Annotated in this window: 16 protein-coding genes; 11 read left to right on the plus strand and 5 right to left on the minus strand. The window is 33.1% G+C overall.

Features of this window, described 5'->3' with window-relative positions; all coding sequences use genetic code 11:
• Positions 1–3 precede the first annotated feature (3 nt).
• Positions 4–2,226: an FUSC family protein gene (locus tag NJT12_RS09215; RefSeq protein WP_271335602.1), complete on the minus strand. Its 2,223-nt coding sequence runs from the start codon at positions 2,224–2,226 to the stop codon at positions 4–6.
• Between the two features lie 201 nt (positions 2,227–2,427).
• Between NJT12_RS09215 and def the strand changes: the two genes are divergently transcribed.
• The 3 genes from def to mazG all read left to right on the plus strand — a co-directional run bounded on the left by def (position 2,428) and on the right by mazG (position 4,443).
• Positions 2,428–3,018: a peptide deformylase gene (def, locus tag NJT12_RS09220; protein WP_271335603.1), complete on the plus strand. Its 591-nt coding sequence runs from the start codon at positions 2,428–2,430 to the stop codon at positions 3,016–3,018.
• A gap of 66 nt (positions 3,019–3,084) precedes the next feature.
• Positions 3,085–3,570, plus strand: coding sequence for a DUF5606 family protein (locus tag NJT12_RS09225; RefSeq protein ID WP_271335604.1), 486 nt, complete (start codon positions 3,085–3,087; stop codon positions 3,568–3,570).
• A 102-nt stretch (positions 3,571–3,672) separates the two neighbouring features.
• A complete protein-coding gene (gene mazG, locus NJT12_RS09230) occupies positions 3,673–4,443 on the plus strand; it encodes a nucleoside triphosphate pyrophosphohydrolase (protein ID WP_271335605.1) in 771 nt (256 codons plus the stop codon).
• On the opposite strand, the gene NJT12_RS09235 is transcribed toward mazG, so the two are convergent.
• Positions 4,444–5,124 (minus strand): Crp/Fnr family transcriptional regulator, encoded by a 681-nt coding sequence (locus NJT12_RS09235; RefSeq protein WP_271335606.1) that lies wholly within the window; start codon positions 5,122–5,124, stop codon positions 4,444–4,446.
• A 204-nt stretch (positions 5,125–5,328) separates the two neighbouring features.
• On the opposite strand from NJT12_RS09235, the gene NJT12_RS09240 reads away from it, so the two are divergent.
• The 8 genes from NJT12_RS09240 (at position 5,329) to NJT12_RS09275 (ending at position 14,161) form a co-directional block, all read left to right on the plus strand.
• Entirely contained in the window at positions 5,329–7,722 is a 2,394-nt protein-coding gene (locus NJT12_RS09240; RefSeq protein WP_271335607.1) for a heavy metal translocating P-type ATPase, read from the plus strand.
• A gap of 108 nt (positions 7,723–7,830) precedes the next feature.
• A complete protein-coding gene (gene ccoS / locus NJT12_RS09245) occupies positions 7,831–8,022 on the plus strand; it encodes a cbb3-type cytochrome oxidase assembly protein CcoS (RefSeq protein ID WP_271335608.1) in 192 nt (63 codons plus the stop codon).
• 2 nt (positions 8,023–8,024) lie between these two features.
• Positions 8,025–10,211 carry a cytochrome-c oxidase, cbb3-type subunit I gene (ccoN, locus tag NJT12_RS09250; RefSeq protein ID WP_271335609.1) on the plus strand — a complete coding sequence of 729 codons (2,187 nt, stop codon included), beginning with the start codon at positions 8,025–8,027 and terminating at the stop codon, positions 10,209–10,211.
• A 7-nt stretch (positions 10,212–10,218) separates the two neighbouring features.
• A complete protein-coding gene (locus NJT12_RS09255) occupies positions 10,219–10,419 on the plus strand; it encodes a CcoQ/FixQ family Cbb3-type cytochrome c oxidase assembly chaperone (protein ID WP_271335610.1) in 201 nt (66 codons plus the stop codon).
• A complete protein-coding gene (locus NJT12_RS09260) occupies positions 10,416–11,354 on the plus strand; it encodes a cbb3-type cytochrome c oxidase N-terminal domain-containing protein (RefSeq protein ID WP_271335611.1) in 939 nt (312 codons plus the stop codon). Before NJT12_RS09255 ends, NJT12_RS09260 begins: the two co-directional genes overlap by 4 nt.
• A gap of 12 nt (positions 11,355–11,366) precedes the next feature.
• Positions 11,367–12,785, plus strand: coding sequence for a cytochrome c oxidase accessory protein CcoG (gene ccoG, locus NJT12_RS09265; protein WP_271335612.1), 1,419 nt, complete (start codon positions 11,367–11,369; stop codon positions 12,783–12,785).
• A gap of 103 nt (positions 12,786–12,888) precedes the next feature.
• Positions 12,889–13,338: a FixH family protein gene (locus NJT12_RS09270; RefSeq protein WP_271335613.1), complete on the plus strand. Its 450-nt coding sequence runs from the start codon at positions 12,889–12,891 to the stop codon at positions 13,336–13,338.
• Between the two features lie 121 nt (positions 13,339–13,459).
• Positions 13,460–14,161 carry a sulfite exporter TauE/SafE family protein gene (locus NJT12_RS09275; protein ID WP_271335614.1) on the plus strand — a complete coding sequence of 234 codons (702 nt, stop codon included), beginning with the start codon at positions 13,460–13,462 and terminating at the stop codon, positions 14,159–14,161.
• Here NJT12_RS09275 and hemN read toward each other — a convergent pair.
• The 3 genes from hemN to NJT12_RS09290 all read right to left on the minus strand — a co-directional run bounded on the left by hemN (position 14,158) and on the right by NJT12_RS09290 (position 16,575).
• Entirely contained in the window at positions 14,158–15,519 is a 1,362-nt protein-coding gene (gene hemN, locus NJT12_RS09280) for an oxygen-independent coproporphyrinogen III oxidase (protein WP_271335615.1), read from the minus strand. The two genes, NJT12_RS09275 and hemN, sit on opposite strands and share 4 nt — an antisense overlap.
• A 118-nt stretch (positions 15,520–15,637) precedes the next feature.
• Positions 15,638–16,114 carry a hypothetical protein gene (locus NJT12_RS09285; protein ID WP_271335616.1) on the minus strand — a complete coding sequence of 159 codons (477 nt, stop codon included), beginning with the start codon at positions 16,112–16,114 and terminating at the stop codon, positions 15,638–15,640.
• 113 nt (positions 16,115–16,227) lie between these two features.
• Positions 16,228–16,575 (minus strand): hypothetical protein, encoded by a 348-nt coding sequence (locus NJT12_RS09290; protein ID WP_271335618.1) that lies wholly within the window; start codon positions 16,573–16,575, stop codon positions 16,228–16,230.
• Positions 16,576–16,650 lie beyond the last annotated feature (75 nt).

A 16,650-nucleotide genomic window follows, 5' to 3' on the forward strand; every position in this document is an offset into this window, starting at 1 on the left:
GAATTAATCTGGATTTGTTGCTTTAAATTCTTCCGTAATTTTCAAAATCTTTTCAGCCAGATTACTCATCCAGATCAATTGTTCAATTACCATTTGAGCTTCCTGCATTTTAGCCTGACGCGTTTCTTTGTCTAATTCGTCATCTTTAATCAAACGAGTAAAATTAACGCGTTTAAGTTCTTCAAATTGCAAAGTTACATCCTCCTTGTCAAAAAAAGTATCCGTTATAATCGTTTCATTTCTTAAAATTGAAATCGAATGATCTAAGTTTGAAAGTATCGTTTTTATAATATAATTAAACGATTCTGAGGCCGAAGTCGTTTGATGAGATTGAATATAGGTAGATAATGAAGCTAAAGCAGACAATATCGAATGATTTAAAACCACAAGTTTATTGACTAAAGGCATCGTTTTTTGTTTTGATTTTGGTTCCTGCATCATTCGCTGAAACGAAGTCATCAGATTGCCAATTTCAACAAAAGCATTTTTTCTCGCCAATCGGTATGAAGTCGGGATTTCTCCTTTTTTATTATAGAAATCAGCAATTTCTTTAAGGTAATTTCTATTGGCACGAATCGAATTTTCAATATGAATTGGCGTATTGATAAATTCCCAGGCCGGCCACAAAAACTGATTTGCCAAAAAGGCTAAAGTTGCTCCGGCTAATGTATCTAAAACACGAAACTGAATGACTTCAACCACATCAGGAGTTAAAATGCCATAAATAAAAACCACATACATAGTGACAAAAGTGGCGCTTATTTTATAATTAATTTGAGTAAATGAGATTCCAAGAAGCATACATATAATAGATAATATACTCAATGCAACATGATTCTGAATAACAGATACAATCCCAAAAGCCAGTAAACCTCCTAAAATGGTTCCGAAAATTCTATTATAAGAGCGTTCCTTTGTTAAGCCGTAACCCGGGCGCATGATGACAACAATCGTTAATAATATCCAATAGACATTTTGAAAAGCTAAAAATTGCCCGATAGTGAAACCAATTAAAATTGTAATGGTTAATCGCACTGAATGTCTGAAAATAGAAGAAGAGAAACTTAAATTTTCAATCAAAGTACGTAAGGGATAATATTGTGGTGTCAGGAATTTTTCAAGTTCCTTATCCTTATCTTTCAGTTTAAAAGACTGCATGGCAAGTGAAAAAGCACGTTGGATAATTTTGATTTTTCCAACCTGATTTTTAGCATATTTCAGCATATTGGTCAACATCAAAACACCTTCGGCAGCTTCCTCTTTACCTAAAGTTTTTTCATAGTCAAAAATGGCAGATTCAAAAGCATCAAGTTCATTTTTTAAGTCATTTTTATCAACATACACACTAATATTATGCACGTTTTTAGAAAGTTTCTTTAGAGTTGATGCCAGTTTGTAAGCTACATTTTGATACGTTCTAAGGACTTCAGGATGTTTGGCAAATTTTTCATGTAGCTTGCTGTGATCAAATGACGTATATAAAGCAAGTTCCTGAATCTCAACCAAAGTGATAAAAACAAGCAGCATTTTTCGGTTTTGGCTTGTTGTTGCAGATGCATTCTGGTTGCCAATAAGCATTCTTCTTAAATCCTCGTGAATCAAATTCAGATCAACCTGTACACTCAGCTGCTTCTCGATTATAGCCTCTCTATCAGCCTCGGGACTCCATAGATCTCCTCTTAATTTTAAATATTTTGCAGTTAATTTTATGCCTTCAGCAATTTGTAACTCGACGTATTTATAAGGTTGTACAAAATGAAAGACAAGTGAAACAATTAAGTATAAGATACCTCCAATAAAAATAAATCCTGAATATTCAAAAGCTTTCCAACCATCATGTAAATGGCCAAATGATAGTGAAATGGACAGTAAGGCAGAAAATGATACCAAAGTAGCGCGCTGACCGTAAACAGAAATCATTGAACATATAAAAAGCAAAAACCCTAAAAAAGGATAAAATAAAATAGGGTATGGATAAGCAAGATTTACTAATAAATTTACACCGGATACAATAAAAGAAGCAACAATAAGACCTTTTATTTTATGACTTAAAGAGCTTGGAATGTCACTGGGATAGGTGTAGAAGGCTCCCAGAGCAATTACAAAACCAATATCGAAAAGATCGTAATAATTTAAAACTAATACAGGAACAACAGAAGCGATAGTTACTTTAGAGGCGTTTAAAAAAGAAGTACTGTTAGTAAATTTCGAGATACGATCAAACATAGAATGAGGTTTACAAACAAAAGTACGAATTGTACGAATTAATTTGGCATAATTATGGATGAGTTTTTGTGAAGCAAGCAAAAAAAGTGATATAATATATGATTAGAATTATTCATTGACTATTTTTTACTATTTTTGCCAGCTGAATTATGAGAACTAAATTCAGGAGTTTTCATTAGATAATACATTAAAATAATACAAATGATTTTACCAATTGTAGGATATGGAGATCCTGTTTTAAGAAAAGTGGGTGAGGTAATTACGCCGGAATATCCAAACTTAAAAGAAACAATCGCTAATATGTACGAGACGATGTACAATGCTTACGGAGTAGGACTTGCTGCACCGCAGGTTGGTATGCCAATTCGTTTGTTTGTTATTGATACAACTCCTTTTAGTGATGACGATGATTTACCTTCAGAAGAGCAAAAAGATTTAAAAGGTTTTAAAAAGACTTTTATCAACGCAAAGATCCTTAAAGAAGAAGGCGAGGAGTGGAGTTTTAACGAAGGTTGCCTAAGTATTCCTGACGTTCGCGAAGATGTATATAGAAAACCAACCGTTACAATAGAATATTGCGAAGAAGATTTTGTAATGAAAACAGAAGTTTTTGATGGTTTAATTGCAAGAGTTATTCAACATGAATACGACCATATTGAAGGTGTTTTATTTACAGATAAAATATCATCTTTGAAAAAACGTTTGATTCAGAAGAAATTAAAAAATATTACCGAAGGCAAAACGTTTCAGGAATACAGAATGAAATTTGCTGCGGCTAAAAAAGGGAGATAATTGAACTAAGAAATTAGCATCAATAAAATATAATAAATCAAATTCTTAATACTAATTTTAATAAACATGAATTTAGAGAAAATTTTAGCCATTTCTGGGAAACCAGGTTTATATGTATTGAAAGTGCAAACTCGTACAGGTTTTGTGGCAGAATCATTGACAGACGGAAAAAAAATTACTGTTAACTTAAAAAGTAACGTAAGTTTATTATCTGAGATTTCAATTTATACTTACGAAGGAGAAAAACCATTGACAGAAGTAATGCAGCGTATTGCTGTTAAAGAAAACAAAGGTCAGGCTATTTCTCATAAAGAAGATAATGCTACATTAGCGGCTTATTTCAAAGAGATTTTACCTGAGTATGATGAAGAAAGAGTATATCCTTCAGATATTAAAAAAGTATTAAACTGGTACAACACGCTTGAGGCAAAAGGTTTAGTAACTGATTTAGCTCCTGCGCCTGCTGAAACTCCAGAGGAAACTCCGGTTGTTGAAGAGAAGCCAAAAAAAGCTCCGGCTGCTAAAAAAGAAAAAGCTAAAAAAGAAGAATAGCAGTTTACTGCATTCAAATATATTAATCCTGTTAAGATGTTTTCTTGACAGGATTTTTTACTTTTACAACTATTAGATTACAACTCGATAAAACTTCATAAAATGAGCAAGGAACTTCAACTTAAGGCTTTCGAAAGATTACTAATTATCATGGATGAACTTCGTGAACAATGTCCGTGGGATAAAAAGCAAACTTTGCAAACCCTAAGACACCTTACTATCGAAGAAACATATGAATTGGGTGATGCTATTTTAGATAATGATCTAAATGAAGTAAAAAAAGAGTTAGGGGATCTCTTGCTGCATATTGTTTTTTATGCGAAAATTGGTTCTGAAACAAACGATTTTGATATAGCTGATGTCTGTAATGAAATTTGTGAAAAGTTAATTCATCGTCATCCTCATATTTATAGTGATACTGTAGTAAAAGATGAAGAAGAAGTAAAACAAAATTGGGAAAAATTAAAGCTTAAAGAAGGTAAAAAATCAGTTTTAGAAGGCGTGCCAAAAAGTTTACCGGCTTTGGTAAAGGCAAGCCGAATTCAGGATAAAGTAAAAGGCGTGGGTTTTGACTGGGAAGAACCACACCAGGTTTGGGATAAAGTACAAGAAGAATTAGAAGAGTTACAAATAGAAGTTCAATCAGGAGATCAGGATAAAATTGAAGCTGAATTTGGAGACGTTTTATTCTCTATGATAAATTATGCCCGCTTTTTAAACGTAAATCCTGAAGATGCTTTAGAACGTACCAATAAAAAATTTATTAAGCGTTTTCAGTATCTTGAAAGCAAAGCTGGCGAATTAGGGAAACCCTTAATGGATATGACTTTGGCAGAAATGGATGTATTTTGGAACGAAGCTAAAAAGCTCTGATTACTCGGCCATTTTTTTTAATGCCCTGATATCTTTAAGCATAATTTTTTTACCCACTAATTCAATTAAATCCAGTTTATTAAAATCTGATAATAACCTGATACAGCTTTCGGTAGCAGTCCCAATAATACCTGCTAATTCTTCTCTTGTAAGTTGAACTTTTAGGGTTTTATCTGCATTTTCTCCAAAAGAATCGTGTAACTGCAATAAGGTTTCGGCTAAACGTTGTTTAACTGTTTTTTGAACTAAAGCAATTTTATTGTTTTCAGATTCTTTTAGATCTTCGCAAACAGATTGCATCAAATTCATCGAGAACTGATTGTTGTTATTAAAAAAGTGTAAGATTTCAGTTTTAGGAATAAAGCAAACCTCCATATCAGCAACTGCTTTTGCAGATAGGTTTGCCGGTTCATTACTAATCATAGAGCGTTGCCCTAAAAGTTCACCTGATTGTACCAGTTTTACGATCTGATCTTTTCCGTTTGCGCTTAATTTAGAAAGTTTACCAACCCCATCTTTTATACAAAATACACCATTGGTTACTTCGCCTTCTTCAAAAATGGCTTCTCCTTTTTTAATCTTATAAGTAGTTTTGCTGTTGGCCAATTTTACAACTTCATCTTTATTGAGTGCTTTAAGAGAAGAAAGCTGTCGTACGATGCATTGATCACATTTATTCATGGCAATAATATTTGTTGCAAAATTAACTAATATTCGCATTGAAAAGTGTTATTCTTCCTGAAAATACACAGAAAAAAACTATTATTTCAATTTGCCAGTTTTATTTCGCTAAATTTAGAATCCGATTTAATTATAACATGATAAATATCATTTTTATAATCTCTTGATTTTTTAACATTTGTTGCATCAAAAAAAACAAATTTTATGAGTGAGCAGAATTGTTTTCATTGCGGGTTAACGATTGCTAAAAATGAAGAAATCAATTTTGATGAAAAAAAGTTTTGTTGTAATGGATGTAAAACCGTTTATGAAATTTTTAGTCTTCATGATTTAACCTGTTATTATGATTTTGAAAAATCGCCAGGTGCCACTCCGCAAGATATTCACGGAAAATATGATTTTTTGGACAATGAAGCAATTTTGTCAAAAGTCTTAGAATTTCAAGAAGGAAACACCTCAATTGTTTCATTAAATATACCTCATATACATTGCAGTTCTTGTATTTGGATTCTTGAAAATCTAAATAGAATACAACCCGGAATAAGCATTTCACAAGTTAATTTTCCTGAGAAAAGAGTCCGAATTACTTTCAATTCAGATCTTGTTTCGCTAAAGACTATTGTTTATATGCTAAGTTCAATTGGTTATGAGCCTTATATTAGCTTAGAAAACTACGAAACAGGCAAAACAAATGTAGATCGAACTTTGACCTATAAATTAGGCGTTGCGTTTTTCTGCTTCGGAAATATTATGCTGTTATCTTTTCCCGAATATTTCGAGATCAAAGAGTTTTGGTTAGATAATTATAAACCATTTTTCAGGATTCTAATTTTTGTTCTGGCGTTACCCAGTTTTTTATATTCCGCAAGCGGTTATTATGTTTCTGCCTATAAAAGTATAAAGTCAGGCATGCTAAATATAGATATTCCCATTGCTTTAGGAATTATCGTGATGTTTGTTCGCAGTACTTTTGATATTGTAATGAACTACGGGTCAGGTTTTTTTGATAGTCTCACAGGGTTAGTTTTCTTCATGCTGCTCGGAAAAATGTTCCAGATTAAAACCTATAGTTTTTTAAGTTTCGAAAGAGATTTTAAATCGTATTTTCCAATTGCGGTGACCAGAATCAATACAGATACATCAGAAGAAAGCGTTCCTGTTTATGATGTTTTAAAAGGAGACCGATTGCTGATCAGAAATCAGGAATTAATTCCGGTCGATGGTATTTTGATTAGTGAAAAAGCTGAAATAGATTATAGTTTTGTTACCGGAGAAGCTGTTCCTATTACAAAAGTATCCGGAGATAAAGTTTTTGCCGGCGGTAAGCAAATTGGCAAAGTAGTCGAAATAGAAGTGCTGCACTCAGTTTCGCAAAGTTACCTGACACAATTGTGGAGTAATGAGATCTTCCAGAAAAAAGTACTTCAAAAGCATAAAACAATTACAGATACTATAAGTCGTTATTTTACTCCTATATTATTACTTATTGCTTTTGCAGGTTTTGGTTATTGGATATTTTTTGATGCCAATACAGCTTTTAATGTTTTTACGGCAGTTCTAATTGTTGCTTGTCCTTGTGCATTAGCGCTTACAGCACCATTTACCTTCGGAAATATTCTGAGAATTATGGGAAAACAGAAAATGTATCTTAAAAATGCACTAGTAATCGAACAATTGGCTAAAGTTGATACAATAGTCTTTGATAAAACCGGGACAATTACCACCAATAAAAAATCTAATATACTATATGAAGGAAATCCTCTTTCTGATCAAAATTATGTTCTGATCAAAAATGTTCTGCGTGGTTCAAATCATCCTTTAAGCCGAATGTTATATGATTTTTTAAAGGAAACAAATAAAATTAAAATTGATGATTTTCAGGAAATAACAGGAAAAGGAATTCAGGCTTCCATCGAAAATCATACCATCAGGATTGGCTCTGCAGAGTTTGTAGGCAATCTGGTTTCTGATTCGTCAGATATCGAAAAGACAGCGCTTCATATTAAAATTGATGAGCAGTATCTTGGCAAGTTTGTTTTTCAGAATCAATACAGAGAAGGTCTTGAAAAGTTATTCTCCACACTTAGTAAAAATTACGAAATCAAAATACTTTCCGGTGATAATGATGGCGAAAGAGCAAATCTTGAAAGTATCCTGCCAAAAGGGATAGAATTAATTTTTAACCAGAAGCCGGAACAAAAACTGGATTTCATCAAAAATCTACAGGAAAAAGGCAAGAACGTTATGATGGTGGGAGACGGGCTGAATGATGCCGGAGCTTTGGCGCAAAGTAATGTGGGAATTTCTATCTCTGAGAATGTGAATGTTTTCTCACCTGCTTGTGATGCAATTCTCGATGCTTCGGAATTTTCCAGATTGGATTATTTCTTAAAATTATCTCAGAAATCGATTACAATAATTAAAATGAGTTTCGTTTTGTCTCTTCTTTACAATATTGTAGGACTTTCTTTTGCAGTTACCGGCAACTTACTTCCTTTGGTAGCAGCTATTATCATGCCTTTAAGTACAATTACAATCGTAAGTTTTGTGACTTTGATGTCTAACTATTTCAGCAAGAGTAGTTTAAAGAGGTTATAGATAATACAGTCCCTTTTTTTTATAAATTTAACATATGTCTCCAATTATGATAATTATCATATTTTATCCGCCCATTACTTAGTAATTTTGTTAACATATATTTAAGGTATGAGTGTCATTTATCTATTAATTTCAGTAAGTATTTTTGTAGCAATAGGTTTCTTTATTGCTTTTATTGTCGCTGTCAGATCCGGACAATATGACGATGATTATACCCCCTCAGTCAGAATGCTTTTTGACGATGAGACAAAAATTACTCCCCACAATAACAATTCAACAACAGAAGAAAAACAAGTATAATTATGGAAATGGAACAGTTTTATTACGACAACAAAATTGTAAAAAAATTCATTTACGCCACTATTCTCTTTGGAGTAGTAGGTATGTTAGTAGGGCTAACCTTAGCGGTTATGTACCTTTATCCCAACATCACAGATGGAATTTCGTGGCTTAGCTACGGTCGATTAAGACCTTTGCATACCAATGCTGTTATTTTTGCTTTTGTTGGTAATGCCTTTTTTGCGGGTATGTATTATTCGCTTCAGCGTTTGCTGAAAGCCAGAATGTTCAGTGATTTTTTAAGTAATTTACATTTTTGGGGTTGGCAGCTTATTATTGTTGCTGCGGCAATTACACTTCCTTTAGGATATACTTCTTCAAAAGAATATGCTGAATTAGAATGGCCTATTGATATCGCTATCGCCGTAATCTGGGTGGTTATGGGTATTAATATGATAGGTACAATGCTTCGTCGTAGAGAGCGTCACTTATATGTTGCAATTTGGTTTTATCTGGCAACATTTGTTACAGTAGCAGTTTTACATATTTTTAATAATATCGAAATTCCGGTATCAGCCTTAAAAAGTTATTCGGTTTATGCAGGAGTTCAGGATGCTTTAGTACAATGGTGGTACGGACATAATGCAGTTGCATTTTTCCTTACAACTCCATTTTTAGGATTAATGTATTACTTTGTACCAAAAGTAGCCAATCGTCCTGTTTATTCTTATAGACTATCAATTATTCACTTTTGGTCCTTGATTTTTATTTACATCTGGGCAGGTCCTCACCACTTATTATACTCAGCATTACCAAACTGGGCTCAAAATTTAGGTGTTGCATTTTCAGTAATGCTTATCGCTCCATCTTGGGGAGGTATGATCAACGGACTTTTAACGTTAAGAGGTGCCTGGGATAAAGTTCGTGAAGAACCAGTTCTAAAATTCTTTGTGGTAGCCATAACAGGTTACGGAATGGCAACTTTTGAAGGACCAATGCTTTCGCTGAAAAATGTAAATGCTATTGCACATTATACTGACTGGATTATTGCACACGTTCACGTAGGAGCTTTAGCATGGAATGGTTTTATGTCTTTTGGTATTATCTATTGGTTAATTCCCCGAATGACGAAGAGTACATTATTCTCTAAAAAATTAGCCAACTTCCATTTCTGGATAGGTACTTTAGGAATTATTTTATACACTTTGCCTATGTATGTTGCTGGTTTTCAGCAAGCATCAATGTGGAAACAATTTAACCCAGACGGAACATTAACTTACGGAAATTTCCTTGAAACAGTTACTGCAATTATGCCACTGTACTGGATGAGAGCCATTGGAGGTACATTGTATTTAATTGGAATGTTTACGTTGGTTTACAACATTATAATGACCGTTAGAGCAGGTGATACTATTGAGGATGAATTAGCTCAGGCTCCGGCATTACAAAGAATAAGCAATAGCAGATTAAAAGGAGAAAAATTCCATAGTTGGTTAGAAAGAAAACCAATTCAGTTAACCATTTTAGCAACAATTGCTATTTTAATTGGAGGTATAATTCAAATTGTGCCAACAATTATGGTCAAATCGAATATTCCGACAATTTCAAGTGTTAAGCCTTATTCACCTTTAGAACTTGAAGGACGTGATTTATATATAAGAGAAGGCTGCGTAGGCTGTCACTCACAATCAGTTCGTCCGTTTAGAAGTGAAGTAGAACGTTACGGGCCACAATCAAAAGCAGGAGAATTTGTTTACGATCATCCATTTCTTTGGGGATCAAAACGTACAGGTCCTGATTTATTAAGAGTAGGTGGAAAGTACAATGACAATTGGCATTTTAACCACTTCTGGAATCCACAAAGTATTTCTGCGGGTTCAATTATGCCAGGTTATAAATGGTTGTTTGATAATGAGCCAATGGACATTTCATTAACTCAAAAGAAAATGCAGGTAATGGTTACCCTTGGTGTTCCTTATACGGAATCTGAAGTTGCAAATGCTCAAAAAACATTAAGAGTTCAGGCTATCGCAATTGAAAAAAGCTTAGAAAATGATCCTGACTTTGTCAAAAGTTATGAGCAAAGTAAGAAAAAGGCAGCTGAAAAAGGCGAAAAATTCGTTCCAATGAACGAGAGAGAAATTGTTGCTTTGATTGCTTATATACAAAGACTTGGAACCGATATTAAAGTAAAAGAGACTTCTAAATAACAGCACTATGTTTGAACAAATAAAACACAATATGGAGACTATTTCGGGTATAGAGATTTACCCGATACTTTCTCTCCTGATATTCTTTTTCTTTTTTGTAGGATTAGGTTTTTGGGTATTCTCATATAAGAAAGAAAAAATACAGGAAATGAGTGAAATACCTTTAGATGAAGGATACAGTATAATTTCAAAAGATAATTTAAAATGAAAAAGTTTTTCCCAGCATATATAAGAGTACCGCTGATTTTCTTCATCGTTTTTGGTCTGATGGAGTATTGTATAGATTCAGGCGATAGGCCGGCATTTATAAAATACCCAATGGTATCTGTCTTTTTGTTTGTATTTCTGTTCATTTTAATTGCAATCGAAATTACATTAAGTGCCGTTAATCGAATTATGTACCAATTGATGTCACCGGAAGAAAAGGCAAAACTGGAATATGAAAATAGTTTGAGTTTAACAGAAAGTACTTGGTATAAAGATTTAATGCACAAGCTTACTAAAACGCAGCCTATCGAAAAAGAAGGTGACCTATTAATGGATCATGATTATGATGGCATTAAAGAGTTAGATAATAATTTACCGCCATGGTGGGTATATTTATTCTATATCTGTGTTATTTTTGGAGTTGTTTATTTTGCTCGTTATGAGGTTTTTGGAGGAGATGATCAGGAGATGGAGCTTAAAAAAGAAATGGCTCAGGCAAAAATTGATGTAGACGAATACCTTAAAACTGCGCCGGATTTAATGGATGAGAAAACAGTTGTTTTACTTACAGATCCAGAAAGTTTAGCAGCAGGTAAAGAAATATTTACAACGAACTGCGCCGCTTGTCACCGTGCTGACGCTGGTGGACAAATTGGACCTAACTTAACTGATGATCATTGGATTTTAGGCGGAGGAATAAAAAATCTCTTTCATACTATAACCAATGGAGGTCGTGACGGAAAAGGAATGATTGCCTGGAAAGGAACTTTGAAACCAAAGGAAATTCAAAAAGTAGCAAGTTATATTCTATCCTTACAAGGTAGTAATCCAAAAGATCCAAAAGAACCGGAAGGCGAGATTTGGGTAGATGAAAGTGCTCCAAAGAAAGATACCACAGCAAGTACAGCAGCAGATAGTACCCAAGTTAAAAAATAATTACAATAAATTATGTCAAATTTACCAGACGAAGCTTTTAGAGATACCATTGGAACTATTGATGAAGGAGGTAATCGAAAATTTATTTTTCCTAAAAAACCGTCTGGTAAGTTCTATGAGTATCGAAAAATAGTCAGCTATATTTTATTAGCCATTTTAATTGCCAATCCGTTTATAAAAGTAAACGGAAATCAATTCATGATGTTTAACGTGATGGAGCGGCGTTTTAATATTTTTGGATTTCCATTTTGGCCTCAGGATTTTTATCTCTTTGTGATATCAATGCTGGTTGGTATTGTTTTTATTATCTTGTTTACAGTTGTATTTGGAAGGATTTTTTGTGGATGGATTTGTCCCCAGACTATTTTTTTAGAAATGGTTTTTCGCCGAATCGAATATTGGATTGATGGCGATCGTGGTGCTCAGATGCGATTGGCAAGGCAAGAATGGAATACAGAAAAAATTAGAAAAAGACTGACTAAATGGATTGTCTTTTTTCTGATTTCATTTGGGATTGCTAATGTTTTTCTGGCTTATTTAGTAGGTAGTGATCAATTGTTCTTAATGGTCGAAGAAGGACCAATTAAGCAATCCAGTAACTTCATTGCGTTATTAATTTTTACAGGAGTTTTCTATTTTGTATTTGTATGGTTTCGCGAACAGGTTTGTATTATTGCCTGTCCGTACGGAAGACTGCAGGGAGTTCTTTTAGATAATAAATCTATAAATGTAGCCTATGATTTTGTACGCGGGGAAAAAGAAGCCGGTCGTGCAAAATTCAATAAAAAAGAAGACAGGGCAACAACAGGAAAAGGCGATTGTATTGATTGTCATCAGTGCGTGCATGTTTGCCCAATGGGAATTGATATAAGAAACGGAACACAGTTAGAATGTACTAATTGTACTGCTTGTATCGATGAATGCGACACTATTATGGATAGTGTTGGTTTGCCAAAAGGTCTTATTAGATATGCGTCTGAAGATGAAATCGTTAAGAAAGCACCTTTTAAATTTACAGGAAGAATGAAAGGCTATACAGCTGTTTTATTTATTCTGTTAAGTGTTTTTGTTGGAATGTTGTTTCTTAGAACAGACGTTCAAGCGGTTGTTTTACGTTTACCAGGACAGTTATTTCAGCATAAAGGAGATAAGATCAGTAATGTTTATACCTATAAAATTGTTAATAAAACAATGAAGGATTATCATGATATTCATTTTGAATTAATTGATCAAAAAGGAAGTATTGAAAATGTTGGAAAACAGCATTTCAAAGTTTTAAAAGAGGGTATTTCTCAAGGAACATTGTTTATAGAAATTGACGAAGCTCTTTTGGAAAGTGATAAAACCAAAGTGAAAATTGGAGTTTATAATGGCAAAGAATTGCTGGAAACAACAACAACAAATTTCTTAGGACCGCGAAGTTTTAATTAGTAAAAAAAAAGACCATGAAATCGCCACAAATAAAACTTTTTGAAATAAGAACAAATAAAAAGGCGATGCCATATTTGACCAATAACAAATAAAATTTACAAATATGAAAATCAATTGGGGAACCGGAATTGTCATTGCATTTGCATTGTTTATGACTTTTATATTATATTTTGTTTTTGAAGTACAATCTAATAGTAAATATGATAATGATTTAGTAGTTGAAGAATACTACAAACATGATTCGCATTTTCAGGATGAAATGGCCCGAATTCAAAATGCCCATGACTTGCAGTATAAACCTTCTATTTCTTACAGTGAAAATGGGGTAAAAATAGCTTTTCCTTCTACTTTTGAAAGCAATAAAGTAAAAGGAAATGTTTTGTTATACAGACCATCAAACAAGAAATTTGATTTTGACACACAAATTGCCTTGACCAATTCAGCGTTGCTTATTCCGCAAAAGAAGCTTATAAAAGGACGTTGGGATGTAAATATGGAATGGGAATATAACGGAACAAAATATTTAACTAAAGAAGTTATTTACGTAAACTAGATGAGAATACTTTAAAAGATATTTTCTACCACAGATTATCAAGATTTGAACTTTTGTTTAAAGAGATTTTCAAATCCTTTTGATCTTATTTATCTTTTGCAAAAAGAAAAAAACACATCAAATGTTGTACTCAGCTTTTATATTAGGTTTGATTAGCAGCCTGCACTGTATCGGAATGTGCGGTCCTATTGCTATGATGCTGCCCGTAGATCGCCAAAATGAGGCAAAAAAAGTAACGCAGATTATAACGTATCATTTAGGAAGATTAACTGCGTACGCAACAATTGGATTAATTTTTGGATTGCTGGGAAAAGGTTTTTATCTCGCAGGAGTACAAAAAAATATGTCTGTTTTTATAGGAGTAGCCATGATTCTTGTGGTTTTGATACCTGAAAAAGTTTTTTCTAAATACAATTTTTCAAAACCGGTTTATAGAATTATTTCAAAAATTAAATCAAGCCTGGGGAATCAGTTTAAAAAGAAAACCTACAAATCTCTCTTCACAATAGGATTATTAAACGGTTTTCTGCCCTGCGGAATGGTTTACGTTGCCTTATTTGGTGCAATTGCAATGCAAAGTGCCGGCTTTGGAGTTTTGTATATGATTTTATTCGGAGTAGGAACTGTGCCTCTAATGACGATCGTAGTTTATATAAATTCATTGATAAAACTGCCTTTTAGAAATAAGATCCAAAAGGCAATTCCATATGTAGCGGTACTAATAGGTGTTTTATTTATCCTTAGAGGACTATGTTTAGGAATTCCTTATATCTCTCCATCAAACATAAGTATGAATGTACAAGAAACTCCTAATTGTCATTAAACAGTCATCGAAAACAAGTCTGTTTCCGGTGATTTTCTTTTTAAATGTAAATCAAATGCCATACAAATATTGCGTACAAAAGGTCTTCCGGCTTCTGTAATTTTAATTTTGTTTTCTTCGATTACAATTAATTGATCTTTTTCGATTTCTCTTAGATTTTCCAAAACAGCATGGATTTCTTTAAAATACAATTCATTATCCCATGAAGTTTCAAATTTACATGTTAAGTTTAATATGTGTTTTCTAATGATTAAATCTTCATTGTTCAAAATATGACCTTTTACCACCGGTAGTTTGTTTTCTTCTAACAATTCATAATAGTCTTCTATACTTTTTGTGTTTTGGGCAAAACTATACCAGCTGTCACTAATAGATGAAACGCCTAAACCAATCATAAGTTGTGTTTTTGAAGCACTATAACCCATAAAATTTCTGTGTAATTCCTTATTCTCGGTTGCTTTATATAAACTATCAGATTTTAAGGCAAAATGATCCATTCCAATTTCATGATATCCGTTTTTAGAAAGCATTTGTTTTCCTGTTTCATACAGCATTCTTTTTTCAGCATCTTTAGGAAGATTCTCTTCATTGAATCCGCGTTGTCCGTTTCCTTTTATCCACGGCACATGAGCGTAGCTGTAAAAGGCCAGACGGTCCGGTTTTAGAGAATTTGTTTTTTCGACAGTGTCGATTACGTTTTCAATCGTTTGAAATGGAAGTCCAAATATAATATCATGACCAATAGAAGTATAACCAATCTCTTTTGCCCAAAAAGTAACTTTTGCTACATTATGGAAGGGTTGAATTCTATGAATCGCTTTCTGAACCTTTTCGGCATAATCCTGAACACCAAAACTAACACGGCGAAAGCCGAAATCGTATAATTTTTTAAGGTGTTCATAAGTGGTGTTGTTAGGATGACCTTCAAAACTAAATTCATAGTCTTTTGCTTTATTTGCCTTAGAAAGAATACCGCCTATAAGTAATTCTAGATTTTTTGTAGAGAAAAAGGTTGGAGTTCCTCCGCCTAAATGAATTTCTTTAATAACTGGTTTTTCCTGCAGTAATTGGCAGTACAAATCCCATTCTTTTAAAATGGCTTCTATATACGTTTCTTCGACTGAATGGTTCTTGGTAATGCGTTTATTGCAACTGCAAAAGGTACACATACTTTCGCAAAATGGTAAGTGTATGTATAAACTGATTCCGTTTTGAGAATTACTTTCTAAAAATGCTTTCTGAAAAGACGCTATCCATTTTTGATCTGTGAAATCGCTTTCGTTCCAGTACGGAACTGTTGGATAACTTGTATATCTGGGACCTGGGACATTGTACTTTTGAGTCAGTGAGATTTTCATAAAGTCAGAATTTGTTTCAATCAAAATTAGAATTTATGCTCTGGATGAAAAATGACAAATATCATATAATTCCAAATAAAAAGAGGCTCACTAGGAGCCTCTTTTCTGAATTAAATAACTAACGTGAAATAGAATCTTGGATGATTTTAAGCCATTTTTTTGCAAACTGATGATCTTGATAAGCACTTATTTGTTTGATGCGGTCGTCATCAAAATCATAGAATGGTATTGTAATTTTTTTAGGAGAATCTTTGTCCTGAAATTCAAAGTCAATTTTGACAATTGTATCTGAAGGTCCTTCGGTTGTTAAAACTAATTTAGCCGATGCAGCGCTTTTTAAATCCAGATAAGTCGATTCTTGTTGATTTGGATTGAAATTCATCAGGATAAATCGTTTGTTTTTTTGATCTAACGTAAGCGTTTTATTGCTTTGAGATTCTGTTAAATCGAAATCTTCCGGATGTGTTGGATTGAATTTCTTTTTTATTCCTAAAATTTTTGATTTGTTCGCTGCGGTCGATCGTGCAGAATAATAAATAGGAATGGCTACTATGATCGCAATCACAATACCAATTATGGTTACACTTGTTTCCATTGTGTTTTAAAAATTTGGTAAATTATTATGAAATTTGATACTATTTTCAAAAGAGAAAATAGCTCAGTTTGTTGGAAAACTACTGTTTTCCTGACGGGAACTTCATAAATTGTCTACCAAAAAAAATGGAAAGGATAGAGCATTAAAAGAACTTTTTTGCTCTGGGTTGCAAATTGATTTGCAAAATTGGATGCTGATTTTACTGCTTTATGCTGAGGAATCACTACCAATAAAGAATCAAACCATTTACCTAATATAGAAGGATTGGTCTTTATATTTGCTGTAAATTGATAATTTGCCTGTGGTTGTATAAATGCTAATGAATCAGAGTGATCTATAGAAAAATTAGTATCCGTTTTTTGACTTTCGGTAATTTGAATAGCAGATTCATTTGCCTGAACAGCAAAAAAAGCAATTATCAAAAGTGATAGAAAAATAACGGTTCTACGAATCCAATTCATGGTGGCGAATTTAACTCATAAAATACAATTAAAGAAATTTTAAAGAATTAATTAACTTTAAAGTTTGGTTATTAT

Source organism: Flavobacterium azizsancarii, assembly GCF_027980145.1.
Lineage (GTDB): Bacteria > Bacteroidota > Bacteroidia > Flavobacteriales > Flavobacteriaceae > Flavobacterium > Flavobacterium azizsancarii.